Source organism: Nocardiopsis alborubida (assembly GCF_012396365.1).
GTDB lineage: Bacteria > Actinomycetota > Actinomycetes > Streptosporangiales > Streptosporangiaceae > Nocardiopsis > Nocardiopsis alborubida.
In genome coordinates, this window is sequence record NZ_JAAXPG010000015.1 from 46,688 (window position 1) to 68,788 (window position 22,101).

The following is a 22,101-nucleotide window of genomic DNA, read 5'->3' on the forward strand; positions in this document are numbered from 1 at the left end:
CGGGACCCGCGCGTGGGCGCGGGCCCCGGGGAGAGTACACGTCCGACGCCGAACTACTCCGCGCGCCTGCCGAAGTCCTCGGGCGAGATGTTGTCCAGGAACTCCCGGAACGCCTCGACCTGGTCCTCCTGCTCGTCCGGGATGGGCATCCCGGCCTCGTCGATCACGTCCTCGTGCGCGTAGATGGGCGTGCCCGTCCGTAACGCCAGGGCGATCGAGTCGGAGGGGCGGGCGCTCACCTCCACACCGTTGCTGAAGACCAGCTGGGCGTAGAAGATGCCGTCGCTGAGGCCGGTGATGTTCACCGTCTTGAGCCCGGTGTCCAGTGCGTCGAGGACGTCCCGGAACAGGTCGTGGGTGAGCGGTCTGGCCGGTGCGACGCCCTGTTGGGCCAGCGCGATCGCGGTGGCCTCCACGCCGCCGATCCAGATCGGCAGGTAGCGGTCGCCTTCGGCTTCCTTGAGCAGGACAATCGGCTGGTTCGAGGGCATCTCAACACGGACGCCGACGACCTCCATGTGCTTCACAGCGTCTCCGTCCCACGAGTCGTGATGCCGGATGGGCGCTCGTCCCTGCTCCCGCTGCGGGTCAGGACCCGAGGGCGAAATCGGCACCCTTCGTTACAAAGCTCTCCGGCGGCGGGGGGCCGCAAACCTCATCGGCCCACCCGCCGCTCCCGCGGTCGTCCCCGCGCCGGTCAGCGGCGCGGTTTGGTCAGCAGGACCATCCGGAACTTGCCGATCTGGATCTCGTCCCCTCCCCCGAGCTGTGCCTCGTCGACCGGCTCGCGGTTGACGTAGGTGCCGTTGAGGCTGCCCACGTCGCGGACCCCGAACCCGTCGCCGCGGCGGAAGAACTCCACGTGGCGCCGGGAGACGGTGACGTCGTCCAGGAAGATGTCGCTGTTGGGGTGGCGGCCGGCGGTGGTCACGTCACTGTCCAGCAGGAAACGGCTCCCGGCGTTGGGGCCGCGCCTGACCACCAACAGCGCCGTACCCGGCGGCAGAGCGTCGGGGTTGGCGGGGTCGTCGCCGCCCAGCTCGTCGCCGGACTCCTCCTCTTCCAGGGCCTGTATGCCCAAGAGGGAGATCGTGGACGTGACGTCTCCGCCGGAGTCCCTGCCAGTGCCGGGTCGGGGGCCCTGCTGTTCGGCTCTGCGGACCGGAGTTCCGCAGTGGGAGCAGAAACGGGCATCATCCGCAACGGCGTGACCGCACTGCGTGCAGTAAACGCTCGACATAGGTCGGCTCGGCCTCCTACCGCACGGGGCGGTGCTTGATTGGGCTGGTCGGTGGCACGCACCGGGCGTCGGTCGGGCACGTGGCCCGCACACCGCCCGGTACGCGGTGAGACGGCCCGCTGTCGCGGCAGCGGTGCGCCTCACGCGGTCGGTCGCTAGGTCTCATCCCCCGTGTCGCACTCCTTGTCACCACCGGCGAGGGTGTCCGCCGTTGCCGGGATACCCGGTCCGGTGGGCGACGCGGCGCTTCGGGGAACACTCGACTTTAAACCATATCCCTGTCCAGGAAGGGTTTTGCTCCTCCCCCGCCCGCCGCGGACGACCCGCCGCGAACGGATCGGTGAGCGGCGTCCCCGCCGTCGCGGACGGTGTCCGGCGACGGTGGTGGGCCGAGTCGGGACAACACACCTGCCCTGGTGCTGATGCCGTGTCGGCGGGTTTGGTTCTCCACGGATCCCCCCGGATTCGCACCGACTTCACCGAACCGCCACGACCTGCCTGTATGTCGATTCCAACCCGCGGAGTCACTCACGGTAGGACTCGCGCCCGCGCACGGGGCGTGACGCCGCGGGCACGCGCCGCGCGGGCGCGGACGGACGACCGCCCGCACCCGCGCGGCCCGCCTCAGCCCTCGGCCCGTTCCACGACGGCCGCCCACTCGTCCAGCAGGCGGTGCGCTGTGTCGGGGTTGGGACCTTCGGCCCAAAGATGGGTCACGGCCTCCGCGGTGTCGGGGAGGACCAGGGCCCAGCTTCCGTCCGGCTCGATCACCCGGACGCCGTCGGTGGTGTCGAGCTCGCGGCCGCCAGCCGCCTCCACGACGGCGCGCATCACGCTCCCCTTGACCGCCCACGGGGTGGGCACCGAACGGCGCAGGAGGTGCGCCTGGGGGATCGTGCGGTCGATCTGGCTCAGCGAGCGGCGCGTCCGGGCCACCAGTGCCAGCAGCCGCACGAAGGCGGCGATGGCGTCGCTGGTGGGACTGAACCGCGGCACGATGAACCCGCCCCGGCCGTCGCCCGCGAAGATGACGTCGTCCTGCGCCTGGACCGCCTTGGTCAGCTCGTCGGTGGCGGTGGCCGTCCAGTGGACCTTGACCCCGTGCGAGGCGGCCACCGTCTCGGCGACGCGGGTGGTGGTGACGGGCAGGGCCACCGTGCCGGTCCCGTACTCGGCGCAGACCAGCTCCAGGACGACCAGCAGGGCCCGGTCGTTGTGGACCAGGTCGCCGCTCTCGTCCACGATGGACAGCCGTTCGGCCACGGGGTCGAACCGCACGCCGAAGTCGGCGCCCGAGCCCGCGACCAGCTCGCCCAGCCGCGCCAGGTCGCGGTTCTGCTTGGCGACGGTGTCGGTGGGCGAGGACTCGTCCAGCCGGTTGTTGACGGTGAGCACGTCCACGCCGATCCGGCCCAGCAGGGAGGGCAGGATGAGCGAACCGCTGCCTCCGGCGCAGTCCACGACGACCTTGAGCTCCGCCTCGGCGACGCCGGAGGTGTCCACCTTGCGCAGCAGCTCGTGGGAGTAGCTCTCCACGTTGCGCGACGGGAAGGTCAGCTCGCCGATCTCGCCGGGGAAGGCCCGGCGGTACTCGGCGCGGGAGAAGACCCGGTCGAGCTTGCGCTGGGCGCCGGGCGACAGGTCGGCGCCGTCGCCGTCCAGGAACAGGATGTCGACCGACTCGGGGTCGCCCGGGGTGGTGCGCACCGTGATGCCGCCGCTGACACCGCTCTGGGAGGTGTGGAAGCGGGCCACGGGCAGCGGCACCACCTCCAGGTCGCGCACCTCGATGGCGGCCGCGGTGAGCGCGCTGATGATCGCGCGCTTGAGCGTGCGGGCGGCGCGCGAGACGTCACGCGAGGTGGTGACGATCGCGCCCTTCTTCAGGGTGGTGGCGTAGGCGTTGGCCAGGCGCACCGCCAGTTCCGGGGTGATCTCGACGTTGATCAGGCCGGACACGCCCCGGGGGCCGAACAGCGAGCGCTGCCCGCGCGACTCCCAGATGACGTTGGTGCTGACCACCGCCCCGGCCTCGATGGTCTTGAACGGGTAGACCTTGACGTCGTTGTGGAGGTAGGCCTCGGACTCGACGACGCAGTCCTCGCCCACGACCGCGCCCTCCTCGATCCGGGCGGCGGCCATGACGTCGGTGTTCTTGCCGATGACGGCGCCGCGCAGGTTGGCGCCGCGGCCGATGAACACGTTGTCGTGCAGGACCGTGCGGTGGGCGAAGGCCTCCGAGCGCACGACGGTGTTGCTGCCGACCACGGTGAACTCGCGCAGCTCGGCGCCCGCCTCGACCTTGGCGTAGTCGCCGATGTAGAGCGGACCCTTGAGGACGGCCTCGGGGTGGACCTCGGCGCCCTCGCCGACCCACACGCCCGGGGAGACCTCGAATCCGTCGATGTCCACGTCCACCTTGCCCGAGAGCACGTCGGCCTGGGCGCTGAGGTAGCTCTCGTGGGTGCCCACGTCCTCCCAGTAGCCGTCGGCGACGTAGCCGTAGAGGGGCTCGCCCTCCGCCAGCAGCTGGGGGAAGACGTCCCCGGACCAGTCGACGACCTCGCCCTCGGCGACGCGTTCGAGGACCTCCGGCTCCATGATGTAGATGCCGGTGTTGACGGTGTCGGAGAAGACCTGGCCCCAGGTGGGCTTCTCCAGGAAGCGCTGGACGCGCCCCTGCTCGTCGACGATGATGATGCCGAACTCCAGCGGGTTCTCCACCCGCTTGAGGCCGATGGTGACCTTGGCGCCGCTCTCGCGGTGGAAGCGGACCATGTCGGTCAGGTCGATGTCGGTGAGCGCGTCGCCGGAGATGACGATGAAGGGCTCGCCGCGCAGGTGCTCCTCGGCGTTCTTGACGCTGCCCGCCGTGCCGAGCGGCACCTCCTCGGCGACGTAGCTGAGCTTCATGCCCAGCTCCTCGCCGTCGCCGAAGTAGTTGCGGATGAGGGTGGCCAGGAACTGCACGGTGACCACGGTCTCGGTGAAGCCGTGCTTGCGCAGCAGGCGCAGTACGTGCTCCATGATGGGCTTGTTGACCACCGGGAGGAGTGGTTTGGGCTGGTTCGCCGTCATGGGGCGCAGGCGGGTTCCCTCGCCGCCCGCCATCACGACGGCCTTCATCGGAGGTGCGGTGACCTCCGGGGTGGTGTCTTCGGCCTGGCTCATCGCCGGTACCTCCGTACCGCTGGGCCGTCGGTGCGCACCGAGGGGGGATGGTGTTCGGAGCGCACGCCGTTGCGGGCGGCGGGACATGTTCTCATGCGGAGACGACACTCCCTTTCGATCCGACAGGACTCGTGGTGAGCCGGTCCGCGTGCGGATCAGGGGCCGGTCCGCCCCTGGTCCGGGCGGCTCGGTCGGTCCGCGCCCTCGGCGGCCGCGCCGGGGTCGCCGTCAGCGGTCGCCGGTGCGGCTGGACCGAGTCGGTCCTGGGCGTGACCGCGCACGGGGTCGCTGTCGCCCACGGCCCTGGGGCCGCCGGTGCGATCAGCGCTTTCGTCGCGGCGGGTCTGGGCCATCAGGCGCAGTCCCTGTACGGCGTAGAGCAGTCCGGCCCACCAGTACAGAGCAGTTCCCCAGAGCGCGAAGGCCCAACCTATAATTCTCGCCACATCTGCGGCGATCGTGGTGTAACCGGCGAGGAACAGCAGCGGGAAGGAGTACAGCAGGCACAGCGTGGCGGCCTTGCCCGCGAAGTTGACCGGGAGGGGCCCGTAGCCGAAGTGGCGCAGGAGCGGCAGGGCGCCCAGGATGAGGACGTCGCGCAGCACGAGGATGCCCATGAGCCACCAGGGCACGATGCCGCGGATGACCAGGCCGAGCAGGGCGGCGAAGATGTAGAGCCGGTCCGCGAGGGGGTCGAGCACGGTGCCCAGGCGCGAGGTCTGGTTCCAGGCGCGGGCGATCTTGCCGTCGAGCCAGTCGCTGAGGCCCGCCAGGGCCAGCACGAGCAGGGCCCACCAGTCGGCCTGGGGCACCAGCACGAGCCACAGGAACAGGGGCACGCCCAGCAGGCGGAGCATGCTCAGTAGGTTGGGAACCGTCCAGACGCGGTCACTGACCGCCGGGCTGACCACATCGCCCCCCGCCGTGTGTCTGCCTTCTTGCGCGGATCGCCCCATGGCGCCAACGATAACGGGCGGGAGGGTCGTTTCCCGCCATCGTGGGTCCACCCGCCCTGGTCGGAGGGCGGCCGCACCCCGATCGTACCGTGTACGCTTTCCGGTTTTCCCAGTCGGAACCCCGCTCCGGGACCCTCACCACTGTCCAACGCGGAGCGGCCCGGCGGGGTTCCCCGACCGCGGACCCGGCCGCTGTTCCCCACCGTCGGCCCCTCAGCGGGCGGCGAGCAGGGCGGCCAGGCGGCGCAGGCGTTCGGGGCCGGTGGGCTCGGCGTCCTGGAGGGGGACCTCCACCGTCCCCAGGCGGGCGAAGCGCTCGCGGGTGGCGGCCAGGGCCTCGGCGGTGTCGGGCCCCGCGGCGTCCCCGCGCGGGATCTGGTTGACGACCACGGGGGCGAGCCGGAACCCGGCCTCGGTGAGCTGCTCGACGGCGCGGGCGGTCTCGGCCAGCACCATGCGGCGGGGCAGGGTCACCAGGCGCACCTCGGCGTCCCGGCGCAGGCGTTCGGCGGCGCGCTCCAGGCGGTGGCGGCGGGCGTGCAGACGCTCGGTGAGGGGGTCGGCCTCCTCCTCCGAGCCGCCGACGACGTCGGCGAAGGCCTCGGCGCGGCGGGCCCGCTCGCGCTGGCGGGTCAGGCCCACCACCCAGGGGGTCAGGAGCGCGGGCAGGTTGAGCAGACGCAGCAGGTGCCCTGTGGGGGCGCTGTCCACGACCAGGGCGTCCCAGCGCCGCCCCACCTCCTCCATGCGGTCCACGAGCAGGTCGGCCAGGGCGGACTCGGCCATGCCGGGGCTGGCCCCCGCCTGTTCCAGGTGGCGGCGCACGGCGGGCATCACCTCGGGCGGGACGGCCCGCTCGGCGTCCCGGGCCACCTGGGCGATCCGGCGTCGCACGGCGGCGTCGGCGTCGGGCTCGGCGGCCCACAGGTTGGGGGCGACCGGGACGGGCTCGTCCTTGAGCGGCGCCTCCAGTGCGTCGCCGAGCGAGTGGGCGGGGTCGGTGGACATCACCAGCACCCGGCGCCCGGCGTCGGCCAGGGCCAGCGCGTGCGCGGCGGCCAGGGTGGTCTTGCCGACCCCGCCCTTGCCGCCGACGAAGGTGATCGGCGCGGCGGGGGCCGCGGCGGGTCCGGACTCGGTCAACAGCAGCCTCCGGGTGCTCCGAAGTCCCTGCGGCCCATCCTCTGGTGCCACTCGTGCAGGTCGGCGACCATGTACGGGATGAGGTCGAGGGTCTCGTAGGCGACGGGGTTGTCCACCCCCAGGCTCTCCAGCATGAGCAGGGCCCGCAGGGTGTCCTGCTGGGTGCGGGCCTCGCGTCGGCGCGCGTGCCCCCAGCGCGCCTCGAAGACCTGCTGGTGGAAGTCCTCGAAGCGGCGCCAGGCGGCGACGGCGCGGCGCCAGGCCCCCGGCGGGGGCCCGGCGCCGGCATCCGGTTCGCTCACGGGGTGCCGCCCCGGGCGCGGCGGTTACCTGCCCTCACCCTCGTCCCTCCCCGCGGCGGTCTCCTCGGTCTCGGTCTCGGCGACCGGCGGGCTCTTGCGCGCCTTGTTCAGGGCGATGGCGGCCTCGACCATCATCCACAGGGACAGCAGCAGGATGACGCCGTCCAGCGGCGCGAGCAGGAAGGTCTGCATCGCGTCGCCCGAGACCGCGAAGTCGCGGAGCTGGAGGACCAGCGCCCAGACGGTCATGACGGCCAGGAACACCAGCGGGATGAGGATCATGACCGGGTTGCGGTGGCGCTTGGTGACCCACACGGCGATGACCGACAGGGCCAGGCCCGCGGTGAGCTGGTTGGTGGTGCCGAACAGCAGCCACAGGGTGCCCACGGCGAAGTCGCCCGGGACCAGGGTCAGCGCGAGGGGGATGAGCACCGCGATGAGCGTGGCGACGGTGATGTTGCGGGCCAGGAAGGACATCGCCCGGTGCGGTGCGCTGCCGGAGGAGAAGCGGTCGGCGGCGATCGTGGCGATCTCCTGGATGATGTAGCGCTTGAGCCGGACCGCGGTGTCCAGGGTGGTGACGGCGAAGCTGACGATCACCAGGGCGCCGAAGACCAGGGCGGTGCTCTCGGGGACTCCGATGTTGGAGGCGAAGCCCGCCACGCCCTGGACGAACATGCCCTGCGGGTCGGCGGAGGCGGCCTCCCAGTCGACGTAGAGGGTGCCCCACTCGACACCGCTGTTGGCGGAGTAGACCATGACGCCCGCGGTGCAGGCCAGGATCGAGCACAGCGCCAGCGTGCCCTCGCCCAGGGAGCTCAGATAGCCGACGTAGCGCGCGTCGGTCTCCTTGTCGATCTGCTTGGAGGTGGTCCCGGAGGCGACGAGGCTGTGGAAGCCCGAGACCGCGCCGCAGGCGATGGTGATGAACAGCAGCGGGAAGATCGGCGGGGAGCCCGCCGGGGTGTCGCGGAAGAGCGGCGCCGCGATCGTGTCCATGCCCACGATCACGCCGCCCATGATGACCAGCAGCGCCACGATCATCTGCTGCTGGTTGATGTAGTCGCGGGGCTGGAGCAGCAGCCACACCGGCAGGCGGGAGGCCACGAACGCGTAGGCGAACACGATCACGATCCACAGCAGGTTCTCCGTGATCCCCGTGGCCTCGGCGACCGGCGCGAGGCTGATGGGCAGGAGCTGGCCCAGCGGGATGCAGGCGTAGACCAGGAGCAGCGCGATGATCGACGGGAGCAGCGCGGCGGTGCGGCGGCGGTAGACCACCTGCCCCACGGCGATGGCCAGCGGAATGGTGACCAGGGTGGGCAGCACCGACTCGGGCGTGCCCACGAACAGCCCGGAGATGACGATGGCGAACACCGCGTTCACCAGGGTCACCAGGAAGAAGATGATCAGCAGGAACAGGATGCGCGCCCGGGACCCGATGACGTCGCCCGCCAGGGTGCCGATGCTGCGGCCCTTGCTGCGCAGCGAGACCACGATCGACCCGAAGTCGTGGGCGCCCGACCCGAAGATGGTGCCCAGGATCACCCACAGCAGCGCCGGTCCCCAGCCCCAGAACACGCCGATCGCCGGGCCGACGATGGGCGCGGCGCCCGCCACGGAGATGAAGTGGTGCGCGAGGACGATGTGCTTGTTGGTGGGGACGTAGTCCACGCCGTCCTGGAGCGTGTGCGCGGGCGTGGCGAAGGACGGGTCCAGGGCGTAGACCCGTTTGGCCAGGTAGGCCGAGTAGAAGCGGTACGCCAGCGCGAAGATCGCCAGGGTGCCGAGCAGTACTGCTACAGCGGGCATCGGGGAGTTCCTTCTTTCCGGTGTCAGGACCGGGTGGGCGGGGGCCTGCGTGTGCTCTGTCCAGGCGGTTCGGGTACAGTCCCGAGAAATTAACATGAGTCACACATCACAGAAAAGGAAGTATGTGGAAGATTTCGCCACGGCCTGGCGGCGTTCGGCCGTGGGCGAGCTGTCCTGGGTGACTCCGCGGGGGCTTCCGGTGAGCGTCCCGGTGGTGCCGTTGCTGGACGGGGAGACGCCGTGCGCGGCCCTTCCGCTGGCCCACCTGGACCTGGTGGACGCGCTCGGCCCGCGCGCCGCGTTCAGCCTGACCGCGCCCGCGCCGGGGACGGACACCGGCCTGGTGGGCACGGGGCCGGTGGAGGTCCGGCTGGACCCGGGGGGCCGCCTGTTCGGACGCGACCTGGTGGAGCAGGAGGCGGCCAAGCACCCGCCGACCCGGTTGCGCGCGGGGAGCCTGATGGCGCGCAAGGAGAACTGGTGGTGGATGGCGCGCGCCCTGGTGACCCTGAGCGGGGTGGACCGGGTGGAGGCGGTGCGCAGGCGCGACCGCGCGCAGGACGCCCTGCTGGTGCGGGAGCGGAGTGCGGGCGCTGACACGGACGCGGGCGCGCGTGCACACGCTGACGCCGACATGGACGCGGACGCCGGAGCGGTCCCCGGCGCGGACGTGCGCGTGGACGTGGTCACCGCGCGGGACTGGTCGGCCGGTCCGGGCCGGAGCGTGGAGCTGTGGTCGCGCGACGGCGGCGACCTGTCCGGCCGGGGCGGCCGGGCCCTGGTGATGGGGCACCAGGCCAGCCCCGACTTCGAGCGCTGGGAGCGCTGGACCCGCACCGGAACGCTGTCGGGGCAGGTCCTGGCGGTCACCGAGGCCGACGGCGGCCCCGACGCGGACCCGCGGCCCTTCCGCCTGCTGGAGCGGCTGCGCAACCACCGGGAGGTGGAACGCGCCTGCCGTGCGGGGATCCGGACCGTGGAGGGCCGCCTGGGGCTCTGACCGCCGCCTTCACGACGACCCGGAGCACGGCGGGGCTCCCGCGCGGAGCCGCCGCGCCGCACGCGCCCCCTCCGCCCCGGGTGCGGCCCCCACCGACCCGGGCGCCGCTGCTCCGGTCCGGGCCCCGGCCCCACCGGGCCGCACGCGGTTCCGCGGTGGCGGGCTCACAGCTCCAGGATGCGCTCGGCTTCCCTCCGGCCCGAGAGCAGGGCGCCGTGCACGGTGGCCGTGTGCTCGGTCTCGGTCGCCTCTCCCCCGAAGAACAGCCGTTCGCCGACCGGTTCGCCCAGCGCGATCCGGTCCTCGTCCCCCGATCCCACGGCGGTGAAGGAGAAGCTGCCCCGGGCGAACGGGTCGTCCATCCAGTGGGTGAGGTGGTGGCCGACGGGTTCGGGCACCTTGCGGAACAGGCCGCGCAGCGAGTCCATCGCGTGCCCGACCACGTCGGCCTCGTCCTTCTCCTCCAGGAACCGGGCCGCGTTGCCGCCGTTGCGGCAGACCAGGATCGGCGCGCCCATGACCCGCTGGCCCGCGTACCAGTGGAACCACGTCCCCTCCTCGGTCCCCAGGTGCACGAGGACCTCGGCGTCGCCCCAGAAGACGTCGTCGAAGCGCAGGAACAGCTTCTCCAGGCGGCCGCTGCCCAGGCGTTCGACGGCGCCGCCCTTGTCCTCGGGCAGCGCCGGGTCGAAGTCGACCCCTCCGGCCTTGAGCACGCCCAGGGGCAGGGTCACCAGGACCCGGTCGGCGGTCAGGGTCTCCTCCCCGCGGGGCGTGTCCACGCGCACGCCCGCGCCGTCCTCGTCGTGGAAGACCGACAGCACCACGTGTTCCAGGCGCACGTCCAGCCCCCGTGCCAGGTGGTCGGTGACCTGGGCCATGCCGTCCGGGAAGACGACGTCGTCGCCGCTGAACTCGTGCAGGGCCGCCACCGCGGTGAAGGCGACCTCGTCGGCGTCGGCGCCGTGGTCGCCCTCCACGAGGCGGTGCACGATCTCGTTGGCGTCGCGGGCCCTGCCCCGCACCAGGTTGGCGTCGTAGAGGGCCTGCTTGATGCCCTCCTCCATCGACTCCTGCGGCGTGGCCCCGACGTTGTCCCAGTACATGTGCTCGTGCAGGAGGTTGACGTCCTCCATGTTGCGGCGGTGCCGGTCGAAGAGCAGCCTGCGGCCCTTGGGGTCGTAGGCGGTCTCGGTGGAGCGGTTGAACACGGTGGTGCGGACGCCGATCTCTCGGACCAGCCGCCCGAGGGGGTTGTTCTCCTCACCGCGTATCCAGGAGGCGCCCACGTCCAGCGTGGCCGACGTGCCGTCCCACGCGCGCAGGGAGTGGATGCGCCCGCCCAGGCGGTCGCGGGCCTCCACGACGGTGACCCGCTCACCCTCCTCGGCGAGCCGGTCCGCGGCGGCCAGCCCGGCGATGCCCGCGCCCACGACGATGGTGTGCCCGCGCCCGGGTTCGGCCTCGCGCCCGCGCGGCGGGGACGTCGTGGGCTCCTCCTCCGCTCCCCCGTCCCCGATGGTCTCCTCGCTGACGTCCCCCGGCTCAGTCATGTACCTCCCCCTCCGTGTCGGCGCACGACAGCGGTGCGCACGGGTCGTCCCCGGACCGTGTGTCCGGGGACGACTCCGACCCCGGCCGGACCCGGCCGGGTTGCCGGGTCAGGCGTTGGCGGGCGGCTCCCCCTCGTCGTCCTCCAACTCGACCCGCTCACGGCGGCGCTGGCCCTGGACGTGCTCGTCTCGGGTCACGTCACGCTTGCGGACGTGGACCTCCTCGACGGGCACCTGCTCCTTGGAGACGACCGGGCGCTCCTCGTAGAGCGTGAAGGTCTCCTCGTCCTCGCCCATCTCCCGGGGCTCGCGCACCGCGGAGGGGTCGTCCACCGGACGCCGCTCGACCTGGAGCTCGTCGTGGTGCAGCGGGACCGTCTCGTCGAACTGCTCGGTCTCCACGTACTTGTGCATGCGGGCGTGTCCGGCCTCGCGCCGCTCCACGCCGATGTCCACGCGCTCCTCCGAACGCGTCATCGAGATGTCGTCGCGCTCGTCCGCCATGGCGGCGTCCCGGTCGCGCGCGGCGGCGTCACCGGCCGCACCCCCCGCCACGCCTCCGGCCATGCCCTCCCGGCCGGTGGTCTGCGGGCCGGGGCCCCGGCCCATCGCGGTCTCCTCACCCCGCATCGGGGGGCCGCCGTGCTGCGCGTAGTACTGGCGGACCGTCTGCTCCTCCTCGGGGGAGATGTGCCGGTCGGCGTCGATGTGCGGGGCGTCCTTGACGACGGACTTCTCGTAGGGAACCCGGATGTCCTCCTCCACCGGCTGGGAGCCCTGGAGCGGAACGAGGGTCTCGTGCCTGCCGAACAGGCCGGTGTGCACGGACACCCAGCTCGGCTGGTCGGTGTTGTCGTCGAGGTAGACCTGGTTGATCTTGCCGACGTTCTGGCCCTCCCGATCGAGGACGTGGTGCCCGATCAGGTCTGCGGGTGTGCGATCGCGTGCCACGATGTCCCCCTAGTGGTTCGCGTGGTCGAGGGGCGGGTGCCCCAACGCTGTCCGCCTACCCCCTACCCGCCATGAGCTGCGCGGACTAACGGCTCACCCAAGCCGCTAACGAGTCCGGGGAGAGTGTTGGCCTCCTCCTTGCCCGGGGCGGCCGGGAATTGACGCGCACGGGAGGTTGGGCCCCTCGGGGTCAAGCGTCCTTGGTGTCAGCGGTGGCCCCGGCTGGGACCGCGCGGGAGCGGCGGGCCGTGGAGGGCGCGCCCCGGCTGGGGTGTCCCCCGCGGGGAGGTCGGCGTGGGAGCGGCCCGTGGCGGGGGCCTCCGGGACGCGGAGGTCGGGCACGGGACCGGCCAGGTACGCCTCCAGGACGGGTTCCGCGGGAAGCCGGTCCGCCAGCGCCCAGGCGAGCATGCGGTGCAGGCCGTCCAGGTGGGTCACCGCGTCGGTGCGTTCGAACCGCTCGTAGAAGGGGTGGTCGAGGGCGCGCGAGCTCAGGAACAGCGGCGCGCGGGCCGCTCCGGTGTGCCACTCCAGCTTGTTCCAGCACACCGGGTTGGTGGCGGGGTACTCCCGGCGCCAGGCGGTGAGCGTGCTCAGGGCCTCGGCGACGGTCGCCCCGGCCGGGGGGACCAGTTCGCGTTCCCCGTACTCGCCCGTGTGCCAGGGCAGGAGCACGGACAGGACGTCCGCGCGGTCCAGGGCGACCCGGTGCCACGTCCCGCCGAGTTGGCGGGTGGCCAGGGTCAGGGCGCTCTCGGCGTACCTGTTGGTGGCACGGGAGACCTCGTCCTTCCCCGGGTGGGTGGCGCGGAAGCGCCGGAGGACGGCGTCGGGGGCGACGGGTTCGAGGATCTGCACGGGTTCGGTCCTCAGGTGGGTCCGCCGGGAAACGGGCGGCGGTCGCGGGGTCCGGCGGTCGCGGCGGCCCACCGCCGTGGTGGCTGCCGCTGCCCGAAGGATAGGCGGCGAGAGCGCGACGGGAAAGGGGCCGCACACCGCGTCGACGCCACCGTCGGGTGCCGTGGGAGGCCGGTCGCCGTCCTGGACGAGGAGGGGCAGCGTGAGCTGCTCGGGAGGATCGCGGGGTTCCTGCCGCGGCCGGAAGACTGGCGGGAGGCCGTGCTGGACGCCCGGTTCCTGGTGGGCTACGAACGGCTGCGGGTGAGGGTGGTCCTGGAGGACGGGACCGTGCGCGAGGGGCGCGGGCACTACCGGCTCCCCGACCTGGTGCGGACCCTTCGGGAGGGCATGTACCGACCGGACCGGGGCACCTGGTTCGGCCTCCGGTGCACCGTGGACCGGGACCGAAGCCGGGTGGAGGCCGACCACGACTCCGAGCCCGCCTTCGACATGGCCCCGCTGGACTTCGACCACGCCCTGGACCAGACGTACTACCCGCGTTCACGGGAGCATGTCCCCGCCTGGCTGGCGGAGCGCCTGGCCGCCGCGCGCGGCCGAGCTCCGGACCGGTCCGGATCGCTCCGGAGGCGGGCGACGCCGGGGCCCCAGGGGGTCGGGCCCCGGCGTCACGTGTGGTCAGGCCGTGGTCAGCGGCTCAGACCGCGGTCAGCAGGTCTGGTCGCTGCTGTTCTGGAAGGTGACGTTGCGGACGGTCAGGTTGACCGAGCACGGGTTCTCCACGAGCGAGGTGTTGGCCAGCGTCAGGTTCTGGAACGTGATGTCGGAGGTGTTGGCGAACTCCGAGCGGGCCGCGATCCGGACGCTGCCCGGGCCCGCGATCGTGCCCCCGGAGATGGTGACGTTGTGGCAGTTCTCCACGAGCACCGCGTTGTTGCCGGTCTGGGCGATGTCCACGCGGTCGATGACCGCGCCGCCGCTCTCGGAGACGCAGAAGACCCCCCGGCCGCCACCGCGGGCGCGGACCTCGCCGACCCGGATGTTGGTCGGGTGGTCGTTGCCGATCCGCCCGTTGCGGTTGGCCATGCGGAAGGCCGCGTAGCCGGTTCCGGTTCCGGCCCCCTCTGCGTCGACCAGGTCGACCGTGGCGTTGACGGTGTTGTTGAGCAGCAGGCCCGAGTAACCGGTGTCGCGGGCCGTGACGGTGCCGATGTCCAGCCCGTCCACGCTGTAGGTCTCCACGCCGTGGTTGTCGGTGCCCGACACGTACACGTCGTCGATGCTGATGTCACGCGTGGTGCGGTTGGCGTCGCTGCCCCGGCTGTCGATACGCATGCCCAGGCCGTTGGACAGGCGCAGGTCGATCTGGCCGAAGTGGACGTTCTGCGAGCCGCGCACGAAGACGCCGAAGTACGGCGCGCCGGTCACCGACAGGTGGGGGACGGAGACGTTCTGGGCGTTCCGGATCCGGACGGCGGCGTGGTCGGCGCCCACCGATCCGGTGACGTTGATCGTGCCGCAGACCTCCAGTGAGGTGTGGCTGGGCAGGTCGAGTGAGGTGTTGGCGGGCATCGAGCCGGAACCGCGCACCACCACGCGTTGCTGGGAGGTGCGGCCGGAGTCGAGGCTGCCGACGGCAGCGCGCATGGCGGCGAGCATGTCGCCGCCGGTGTAGACGGTGCTGCCGCCGTTGCGGGCGGTCCAGGTGGAGCCGTTCTGGACGGCCTCGGCGTGGTGGGAGCCGCTGCCGCAGTCACCGTCTCCCCCGCCTCCGCCGCCGGTGTCGTCCACGCGGACCAGGTCCCAGACCTGGTTGGCGCCGTCGAGGGAGTCGTACTGCGACAGGCGGTCGCCCGGGGTGGTGCTCCACTCCCAGGCCTCCAGGGCCTTGCCGCTGAGGCGGTTGATCAGTTGGACGCCGCTGCCGGTGTCGACGGGGCGCCACTGCTGGTTGGCGCTGCCGGTGTCGGTGAACTGGCGGATCTCGGCGCCGTTGGCGGTGGAGTGCTCCCAGACGTCGATGGCCTTGCCGCTGTTGCGGTTGACGAGGCGGTAGTAGCCGTCACCGGACGACACGAAGCGGAACTGCTGCCAGGGGCGGTCGGTGCGTTCCCACTGGATGATCCGGGCGCCGTCCTGGGTTCCGGCGCTCTCGACGTCGGCGACCAGGCCGCTGTGCTGGTTGCGCAGGACGTAGTAGGCGCCTGTGTCGATGTCGGCGGCCTGGGCGGGGGTGACGGCGGCGGCGGAGAGGCCGCTCGTGCAGAGCACGACGGCCAGGGCGGAGTACAGGAACCTTCGCAGGCGCGACAGGCGCGTGAGGGGCCTGCGGGAGGGCGGGGAGGACGACGGCGCGGTCCGGGGCGCGCCGGAGGGACCGGGGCGTGGGGGGTTGATGGGCACTGCTGCTCCTCTGTGCGAACTCCGGACGGCGGTGTCCGGAAGGAGTGGGGGGTTAGGGAGCGCTCCCATGCAACGGGAAGTTAACACGAAAAACGTTTTTACGGTAGCCGTGCGACTACGGTCGGGAAGGGACGGAGTTCCGGAGGTTGGAGGGGTGGAGAACCCGCACAGTCTTCTGCGCGCACCAGGCGACCTGCTTAGCTCAGGGCCGAGAGAGGCCGGGTACTACGAAGCCCCGGAAGCAGTGGTGCTTCCGGGGCTCGACGTTGTGGGGGTACGTGAGGGGTGGGGATGTCAGGAGGTGGCGCCCGGTGCCTTCAGCGAGGAGACGAAGGGGTGCCACTCGACTGAGGGGAAGGACAGGTGGCCCAACTCAGGCTGCTTGGAGTCACGCATACCGTGTTCTCCTGAGACGAAGTGAGCAGCTTCCACACACTCTCCACTCGCGGTGGAGTAACTGCTCTTGTACCACTGCTCTCTCAAGTTCCACCTCAGTGTGCGCTACGCAGACCAGTCTTGGTCTTGGCGTCTCCGTATGCTTCCATGCGCAGCCTATCGAGCACACGAAGATGCTCCTCAACCTCCGAGGAGTCGTCCTGAAAGAGGACACTCCTGCGTTGCTCGGTGTGCACGACGCTGAGTACTCCGACTTCAAGGACCGTGAACGAGCCCATCTCCATAGCAGCGTGAGCCCCGACCTCGTAGGGCAAAAGTTGGACGGTGACGTGCGGTTCATCCATCAAAGCGATGACATGGTCAAGCTGGGCACGCATCACCTCGGCTCCACCAACCATGCGGTGAACGGCAGCTTCGTCGATGATGGCCCAGGTTTGCGGACAGCTGCTCATCCAGACCCGCTGTCGCTCCCTGCGAACCTGAATCCGACGATCCACCTCTTCTTGGCTGATCGCAGCCCCGCTACCCGCTATCAAGGCTCTCTGGTAGCCCTCGGTCTGGAACAGGCCAGGGATGTGGATGGCGTCGTAGCGCTGAATCTTCCGTGCGTCACTCTCCAGGCCGATGTAGGTGCCGTAGCCGCCCTTGACGCCGTATCGCTGCCACCACCCGGACTCGCGCGCACGTTCGCGTAGCTCCAGATAGCGGCCGATCTCCTCGTCTGGTACCTCGTAGTACTCCAGCAGCGCATGCAGGTCTCGGCGCCGCGGAATCGCTCCGCTGGGGTCTTCCCATCTGGTGATACTGCTCGGGGCCACGTCGATGGCCTTGGCCACCCGATCGCGCGGTCTCTCTCCTCGCAGCTTCCCCAGCTCCTGGGCCAACTGCCAGCGCCCCACCGTTGGACTCTTCATGCCGAGAGCGTAGCGGACCCCTTCATCTTCCATCAGCTTTTTTTGATATGCACCTTGCACATGGCCTGGCCATGATGGACTATGACTGTGCGACAGCGCTGTGCACTCTGTTGGTTACCGAGTGCGATCTCCGTGGCATGAAAACGGCCCTGGTCGGGTGCGGACACACCCGGCCAGGGCCTGAGCCCACAACCTGTAGAAGCAGGTGAGGACCTTGGACAACCGTAGTACTCCCATGCCCGAACCCCCTCGGCGGCCCGAGCTTCGGCGCTACCTCGGGCGCTTCCCCGGCGCGCTGCCCGCCGTCAAGGACGCGCGCGACTGGCTGTCCCGGCGCCTGGAGCTGGCACAGACCCCCGGCTCCCCCGCCCAGGACGCCCTCCTGATCCTGAGCGAACTCGCAACGAACGCCCTGCTGCACTCCCCCGCCGGAGCGCGCGGCGGGGCGTTCCTCGTCTCGGTGTTCGTCTCCGCCCACTGCCTTCGCATCTCCGTGCGCGGCTGCGACGACACCCGCGTTCCCACCCTCCAGGCGGTTCCGGCCGGCCCCGAATCCGAACACGGGCGCGGCCTCCTCCTCGTCAACGCCCTGGCCGACACCTGGGGTGTCGAGCGCACCCCGTATGGACCGGCCGTCTTCTTCACCCTGGAGTGGGGCCCAGGCCAGCCTGACCAGCCGATGGATGCGGCCTGGTCGGTCCGATTGCCCCAACAGCGGACCGCGCAGTCCCAGACGCACCAGCAGTCACCCACGGTGCCAGCGCCCCGCACGGCCCTGCGGAACCAGAGCGGGTGGTGAACCGTGCCCGGCTACGGCCTCTATCCCGGCCCGGAGATCCGCCGACTGCGCAGCGACTTCCCCGACCACCTGATCTGCGAACTCCACGACGAGTCGGGACGCCCGGTCCTCGTCGCCACACTGGCCCGCCGGTGCTGCCCCTGTCCGGCCGACCTGGTCACCGCCAGCGACCCGGCGGCCCTGCGCCGGGCCCTGGCTCTGTCTCCGCATCCGTCTCCGCAGCGGAAGAGCGCCCGGTGACCGCCGTGGCAGAGGCCCGGCGGCCGGAGGCCTTTCCCAGGTGGTCCAGCACCATCGCCCGCCCGGGACCCGGGCGCGGTCCCTGGCCTCCACCGCCCAGGCCCGGCCCAGGCGGTGTCCCCGAAGACGGGCTCGCGGCGCTGCGCCACCACGGCTGGACGGTCTGGTTCGGCCAGCGCACCCGCCAGTACTGGGCCGCGCACACCGGCCGCATGCGGCTGGTCTGCGCCGACACTCCCGAGGAACTGATCCACTCGGTCGCCGTCGTCACAGGAGCACCGGGCACCTCGCCCTTCCCCGGGTTCCGCCGGAACCCCTGACCCTCGGGGCGCCGCGACCGGCGGACGGTCGCGGCGCCCCGTTACACGAACAACGGCCCCAACCGGCAGGCTTTCCTCCGCGATGGGCAGGAACCACCATGGAGGGAACAGGCTGACGTGATGGAGCGGAAACCGTGAACGAGGACGAGAGCAACGAACACACCGTCTCGGGGGAAGAGGTTCAAGCCCTGCTCGACGCGCTCGCCGTAGCGGACATCAAACGACTCGTGCGCGCATCTCGTGAGGGCGACGGGGACGAAGTGGAGCAGATACGGAGAAGGTACGTGGGTGGTTAGGCCAAGAATGGCCACAAGCCCTACGAGGCAGGGCTTCCGTGTTAGCTTCGAGGCCCGAGGAACGCTCCTGGGAGGCCCGAACGGAGAGCCATGGAACTGGAACTGCTCGCCAAGGACGACAAGTCAGCCGACAAGGGATGCCCCTCCGTCTACATCAGCGACACGGGCGATTTCGTCGTTCAGGGTGCTGGCCTCGACGATGCCGACTTCGCGAAGTTGGCCAACCCCCTACCGGGTGAAACTGCTGTTCGGATCTCTCCCGAGATCGTCCTCGCTGCCGTCGAACGCTACCAGCGGAGGGGTGTATGACCCCTGAGAGCAGGGGTTCCCGGCCCGTCGGCGAGGAGGAGTTCGACCGCTTCTTCGAGGAATGCCGCTACACGGCCTTCCGGCTGGAAACCCTCCAGGTCTACGACGTCGGCTACGAGCAGGAGGCGTTTCGTCGCTTCGTGGACGACGGAGCAGCCATCGCTACCAAATCTGATGGTGACTGGGCCCGCATCGTCGGCAGCGGACGACGGTTCCGCCGTGTCCACGTCGTCGTCGAACCTCTGACGGACTACCTGCGGTTCGAGTGTGTATGGGGCTACCGCTCCAACGTCAATGCAGGAGAGGACGTCAACATCCTGCCCGTAAGCGAGGATTCCTGGCCAGAGGACATTCCCCGGTCCGACTACTGGCTGTTCGACTCCGAGCAACTGGTGAAGATGCACTACGCGCCCGACGGAACCATGCTCACCCCCGAACTGGTGACCGATCCCGAGCAGATCGTTCGGGCCAACGCGGTACGTGACCGGGCCCTGCACCTGTCCACCCCCTTTCCTGAGTACGAAAAACGTTTCGACGCAGACATGCGCCCCCTGTGACAGACACTGATCACCACCAGGCCACGAACACCGTGCACGGCAGCCCTGAAGCGCTGGTGCAGGCGGGCGTCGTGCACGGCGACGTCCACATCGTCTCCGGGCCTGCCAGGCCCATCTCCCTACCGCGCCAGCTGCCACTGGCGGTCACCGGCTTCGTGGACCGCACCGCGCACCTACAGCAACTGGACACATTGGCACGGGAGTCAGCGACAGGCGTCTCAGTCGCGGTGCTGGCCGGACCACCGGGCGTTGGCAAGACCGCGCTGGCCGTCCACTGGGCGCACGGAGCGCGGCACCTCTTCCCCGACGGGGATCTGTACACCAGCGTGCACGGGCACGCTCCCGGTCCACGTGCCGAAGCCTCACAAGCACTCGATGCGATTCTGCGAGCGCTCGGCGTTCCTCCCGAACGCATTCCCCTGGACCTGGACGGCCGCTCAGCCCTCTACCGGTCCGAGGTCGATGGCAAGCGTCTCCTGGTCGTCATCGACGACGTACTCAACCCAGCACAGGTCCGCCCCCTGCTTCCCGCCTCGCCTGGCTGCATGGTCGTGGTCACCAGCCGAAGCACCCTGCCTGGTCTGATCGCACGCGAGGGTGCCCGACGTCTGGCCCTGGACGTCCTCCCCGTGGTCGACTCGGTGGCCCTGTTGCGGAACACAGTCGGAACGCGGGTGGACTCCGAACCGCGTGCGGCTCACGAGCTGGCTGAGCACTGCGCGCGCCTCCCCCTGGCCCTGCGGGTGGCGGCCGAGCGGCTGCTCGACCGGCCGGACGCGGCGCTGAGCGACCTGGTGAACGAACTGGCCGCCGAGGAGTCCCGTCTGGACGCCCTCGCCGAGGAGGACGAGTTGACTGACCTGCGCGCCGTGATGACGGCTTCCTACCAGGCCCTGGACGACGACACCGCCCGCTTCTTCCGGCGCCTGGGCCTGCACCCGGGACCGGAGTTCTCCCCCGGAGCCGCCGCCGCACTCACCGGCACCCCGCGAGCCGAAGCCCGAAGGCTCCTGGAGCGCCTCGTCCGGGCGAACCTCGTGGAACGGCCGCGCGCGGACCGCTACCGGCTGCACGACCTGATGCGGCTCTACGCGGTCGAGCGGGTCCGCGCCGAGGAGGAACCGGGGGCGGCGGGTGAGGCCGTCGGACGGGTGGCCCGGTGGTACACGCACGCCGCCGCACGGGCGCAGCTCGTGGAACACCCCAACTTCCCCGCCGTGCCGGGCGATGGGCAGCCCGAGGAGCTACCCGGTTTCGGCTCGGTGGGTGAGGCACTGGCCTGGTTCGAGACCGAGCGCACGAACCTCCTGGCCGTGGTGCGGGCCGCCCTGGACCACGGCCGCCACGACACCGCCTGGCGGCTGCCCGCGAGCGTGTACGGGCTGTTCGAACTGCACCGGCACTGGCACGAGTGGCGCGACCTGCACGCGGTCGGTCTCCAGGCAGCCGGGAGCGCGGGCTCCTCCTTCGGGCTCGCCCGCAACCACCTGGGCATGGGCGACGCCCAGTGGCTGCTGGGCGACCTCGACGCGGCCGTGCGGCACTACGGGTCCGCTCTGGAGGCCAACCGGGAGGCCGGTGACCCGTGGGTGGAGGGCTTCGCACTGCGTCAGCTGGGAGTGGTGGCCTGGCAGCGCGGCGAGCGCGACGGAACCGCCGCCGAACACGTCGAGCGGGCCATCGCGGTCTTCCGCGAGGCGGGCGAGCGGCGCGGCGAGGCGATGGGGCTGCTCAGCCTGGCCGATTTCGGCACGGACCTGGGCCGGTTCGACGAGGCTCTCAGCCACGGCCGAGCGGCGATCGAGGCGTTCGAGGCCATCGGCGCCGACTGGAGCGTGGCGTGGGCACGGTGCACGCTGGGCCGGAGCCTGACCGGTTCGGGGCGTGCCGCCGAGGCCGTCGCGGAGTACCAGGCGGCCGTCCGGGTCTTCGAGGAGCGAGACGACCGGGACAGCCGGGCGGTCGCGCTGCTGGGTCTGGGCGACGCCCGGGCCGAACTGGGCGACGCCGCCGCAGCTCGCGAGGTGTGGAACGCGGCCCTGGAGTACCTGCGCGACCACGGCGACCCCCGCGCGCGGGAGGTGGAGGAGCGCCTGGACCGTCTCACCAGCGACGGCTGAGGGTTCACGGCGCCCGCCGCAGCGGGTGCCTCACCGCTCCACGTGGGCCGCGAGGTTGGCCAGGGACGAGGCGAGGGCCTCCTCGTGGACGGCCTGGTCGATGCCCCGGGGCACGTCGGCGGCCTCGACGGTGACCAGGGTGCCCTCCGGGGCCGTGGTGAGGGTCCAGGTCATCGTCATCGTCCCGGCGAAGTCGGGGTCCTGGGACTCGAAGTCGATCCGCTGCACGACCCGCTCCCCGGGCACCAGTTCGGCGAAGGCGACCTCGGTGACGTCCTCCGTCTCCGAGGTCTTGCCGTGCCCCGACTCCGGGTCGAGGTAGGTCAGCACCATGCGGTAACCGCCTCCGGGCCACGGCTCGAAGCGGTCGACCCGGCCGGTCATGCCCTCCGGCGGCAGCCAGGCCGCGAGGGCGTCCGGTTCGGTCATCGCCGCGTAGACCGCCGCCGCCGAGGCTCGGACGGTCCTGCTCCCGCGGTCGGCTCGCCCCGGTGTTCTGGCCATGGCCGCCCCTCCTCGAACCCGTGTTTCCGTACACGGGCAACCTAGCCGCCACCGCCGACAGGCGGTGTGCGCCCCAGCCCGGCCCGGCCCGGATGCACGCGTGATCTTGTGCTTATAGCGAGGTTCGGTGCTCCGGACTCGCCATAAGTACAAGACCATCGCAGTTCAGAGCACTCGTGCCACATCAGCAACGTTTCCGGCCGGTCCACATCCGACACCCGCTGGCGGACGCGCCAGGGGCAGCACGACGGGGGCCT

Annotated in this window: 22 protein-coding genes; 8 read left to right on the top strand and 14 right to left on the bottom strand. The window is 71.2% G+C overall.

Annotated features, from left to right (window positions below):
• Positions 1-53 precede the first annotated feature (53 nt).
• From HGB44_RS16730 to HGB44_RS16760, 7 genes are all read right to left on the bottom strand, one after another.
• A complete protein-coding gene (locus HGB44_RS16730; RefSeq protein ID WP_017564797.1) occupies positions 54-527 on the bottom strand; it encodes a bifunctional nuclease family protein in 474 nt (157 codons plus the stop codon).
• 170 nt (positions 528-697) lie between these two features.
• Positions 698-1,240, bottom strand: coding sequence for an FHA domain-containing protein (locus HGB44_RS16735; RefSeq protein ID WP_061079124.1), 543 nt, complete (start codon positions 1,238-1,240; stop codon positions 698-700).
• Between the two features lie 624 nt (positions 1,241-1,864).
• Positions 1,865-4,366 carry a mannose-1-phosphate guanyltransferase gene (locus HGB44_RS16740; protein ID WP_061079158.1) on the bottom strand — a complete coding sequence of 834 codons (2,502 nt, stop codon included), beginning with the start codon at positions 4,364-4,366 and terminating at the stop codon, positions 1,865-1,867.
• A 200-nt stretch (positions 4,367-4,566) separates the two neighbouring features.
• On the bottom strand, positions 4,567-5,322 hold the full coding sequence (locus tag HGB44_RS16745) for a CDP-alcohol phosphatidyltransferase family protein (protein ID WP_061079123.1): 756 nt from the start codon (positions 5,320-5,322) through the stop codon (positions 4,567-4,569).
• A 258-nt stretch (positions 5,323-5,580) separates the two neighbouring features.
• Positions 5,581-6,510, bottom strand: a complete 930-nt coding sequence (locus tag HGB44_RS16750; protein ID WP_061079122.1) for an ArsA family ATPase — start codon at positions 6,508-6,510, stop codon at positions 5,581-5,583.
• Positions 6,507-6,812 carry a cory-CC-star protein gene (locus HGB44_RS16755; RefSeq protein WP_061079121.1) on the bottom strand — a complete coding sequence of 102 codons (306 nt, stop codon included), beginning with the start codon at positions 6,810-6,812 and terminating at the stop codon, positions 6,507-6,509. The genes HGB44_RS16750 and HGB44_RS16755 overlap by 4 nt, the downstream gene beginning before the upstream one ends.
• Before the next feature lie 24 nt (positions 6,813-6,836).
• Entirely contained in the window at positions 6,837-8,624 is a 1,788-nt protein-coding gene (locus HGB44_RS16760) for a carbon starvation CstA family protein (RefSeq protein ID WP_061079120.1), read from the bottom strand.
• 124 nt (positions 8,625-8,748) lie between these two features.
• On the opposite strand from HGB44_RS16760, the gene HGB44_RS16765 reads away from it, so the two are divergent.
• Positions 8,749-9,624, top strand: coding sequence for a hypothetical protein (locus tag HGB44_RS16765; protein ID WP_061079119.1), 876 nt, complete (start codon positions 8,749-8,751; stop codon positions 9,622-9,624).
• Between the two features lie 164 nt (positions 9,625-9,788).
• On the opposite strand, the gene HGB44_RS16770 is transcribed toward HGB44_RS16765, so the two are convergent.
• From HGB44_RS16770 to HGB44_RS16795, 6 genes are all read right to left on the bottom strand, one after another.
• Positions 9,789-11,177, bottom strand: coding sequence for a flavin monoamine oxidase family protein (locus HGB44_RS16770; RefSeq protein ID WP_061079118.1), 1,389 nt, complete (start codon positions 11,175-11,177; stop codon positions 9,789-9,791).
• 108 nt (positions 11,178-11,285) lie between these two features.
• The gene (locus HGB44_RS16775) at positions 11,286-12,128 is read right to left on the bottom strand and encodes a PRC and DUF2382 domain-containing protein (protein ID WP_061079117.1); all 843 of its coding nucleotides are present in this window, start codon (positions 12,126-12,128) and stop codon (positions 11,286-11,288) included.
• A 105-nt stretch (positions 12,129-12,233) separates the two neighbouring features.
• Entirely contained in the window at positions 12,234-12,986 is a 753-nt protein-coding gene (locus HGB44_RS16780) for a DUF6309 family protein (RefSeq protein ID WP_231972280.1), read from the bottom strand.
• A gap of 708 nt (positions 12,987-13,694) precedes the next feature.
• Positions 13,695-15,389, bottom strand: a complete 1,695-nt coding sequence (locus tag HGB44_RS16785; RefSeq protein WP_061079116.1) for an RICIN domain-containing protein — start codon at positions 15,387-15,389, stop codon at positions 13,695-13,697.
• A 294-nt stretch (positions 15,390-15,683) separates the two neighbouring features.
• The gene (locus HGB44_RS16790; RefSeq protein ID WP_061079115.1) at positions 15,684-15,872 is read right to left on the bottom strand and encodes a DUF397 domain-containing protein; all 189 of its coding nucleotides are present in this window, start codon (positions 15,870-15,872) and stop codon (positions 15,684-15,686) included.
• Between the two features lie 8 nt (positions 15,873-15,880).
• Complete coding sequence (locus tag HGB44_RS16795) at positions 15,881-16,732, bottom strand: helix-turn-helix domain-containing protein (protein ID WP_231972279.1); 852 nt, start codon at positions 16,730-16,732, stop codon at positions 15,881-15,883.
• A gap of 202 nt (positions 16,733-16,934) precedes the next feature.
• On the opposite strand from HGB44_RS16795, the gene HGB44_RS16800 reads away from it, so the two are divergent.
• The 7 genes from HGB44_RS16800 to HGB44_RS16830 all read left to right on the top strand — a co-directional run bounded on the left by HGB44_RS16800 (position 16,935) and on the right by HGB44_RS16830 (position 21,340).
• Positions 16,935-17,498 (top strand): ATP-binding protein, encoded by a 564-nt coding sequence (locus HGB44_RS16800; RefSeq protein ID WP_061079114.1) that lies wholly within the window; start codon positions 16,935-16,937, stop codon positions 17,496-17,498.
• 3 nt (positions 17,499-17,501) lie between these two features.
• Positions 17,502-17,738, top strand: a complete 237-nt coding sequence (locus HGB44_RS16805; protein ID WP_061079113.1) for a hypothetical protein — start codon at positions 17,502-17,504, stop codon at positions 17,736-17,738.
• Complete coding sequence (locus HGB44_RS16810) at positions 17,735-18,058, top strand: hypothetical protein (RefSeq protein WP_061079112.1); 324 nt, start codon at positions 17,735-17,737, stop codon at positions 18,056-18,058. The genes HGB44_RS16805 and HGB44_RS16810 overlap by 4 nt, the downstream gene beginning before the upstream one ends.
• Before the next feature lie 134 nt (positions 18,059-18,192).
• Positions 18,193-18,354, top strand: a complete 162-nt coding sequence (locus HGB44_RS16815) for a hypothetical protein (protein WP_168444039.1) — start codon at positions 18,193-18,195, stop codon at positions 18,352-18,354.
• A 90-nt stretch (positions 18,355-18,444) separates the two neighbouring features.
• On the top strand, positions 18,445-18,663 hold the full coding sequence (locus HGB44_RS16820) for a hypothetical protein (protein WP_061079111.1): 219 nt from the start codon (positions 18,445-18,447) through the stop codon (positions 18,661-18,663).
• Positions 18,660-19,220 carry a DUF6879 family protein gene (locus HGB44_RS16825; protein WP_061079110.1) on the top strand — a complete coding sequence of 187 codons (561 nt, stop codon included), beginning with the start codon at positions 18,660-18,662 and terminating at the stop codon, positions 19,218-19,220. Before HGB44_RS16820 ends, HGB44_RS16825 begins: the two co-directional genes overlap by 4 nt.
• Positions 19,217-21,340: an ATP-binding protein gene (locus HGB44_RS16830; protein WP_231972278.1), complete on the top strand. Its 2,124-nt coding sequence runs from the start codon at positions 19,217-19,219 to the stop codon at positions 21,338-21,340. Before HGB44_RS16825 ends, HGB44_RS16830 begins: the two co-directional genes overlap by 4 nt.
• A 30-nt stretch (positions 21,341-21,370) precedes the next feature.
• Here HGB44_RS16830 and HGB44_RS16835 read toward each other — a convergent pair whose 3' ends face one another.
• Positions 21,371-21,844 carry an SRPBCC domain-containing protein gene (locus HGB44_RS16835; protein ID WP_082768229.1) on the bottom strand — a complete coding sequence of 158 codons (474 nt, stop codon included), beginning with the start codon at positions 21,842-21,844 and terminating at the stop codon, positions 21,371-21,373.
• Positions 21,845-22,101: the final 257 nt, after the last annotated feature.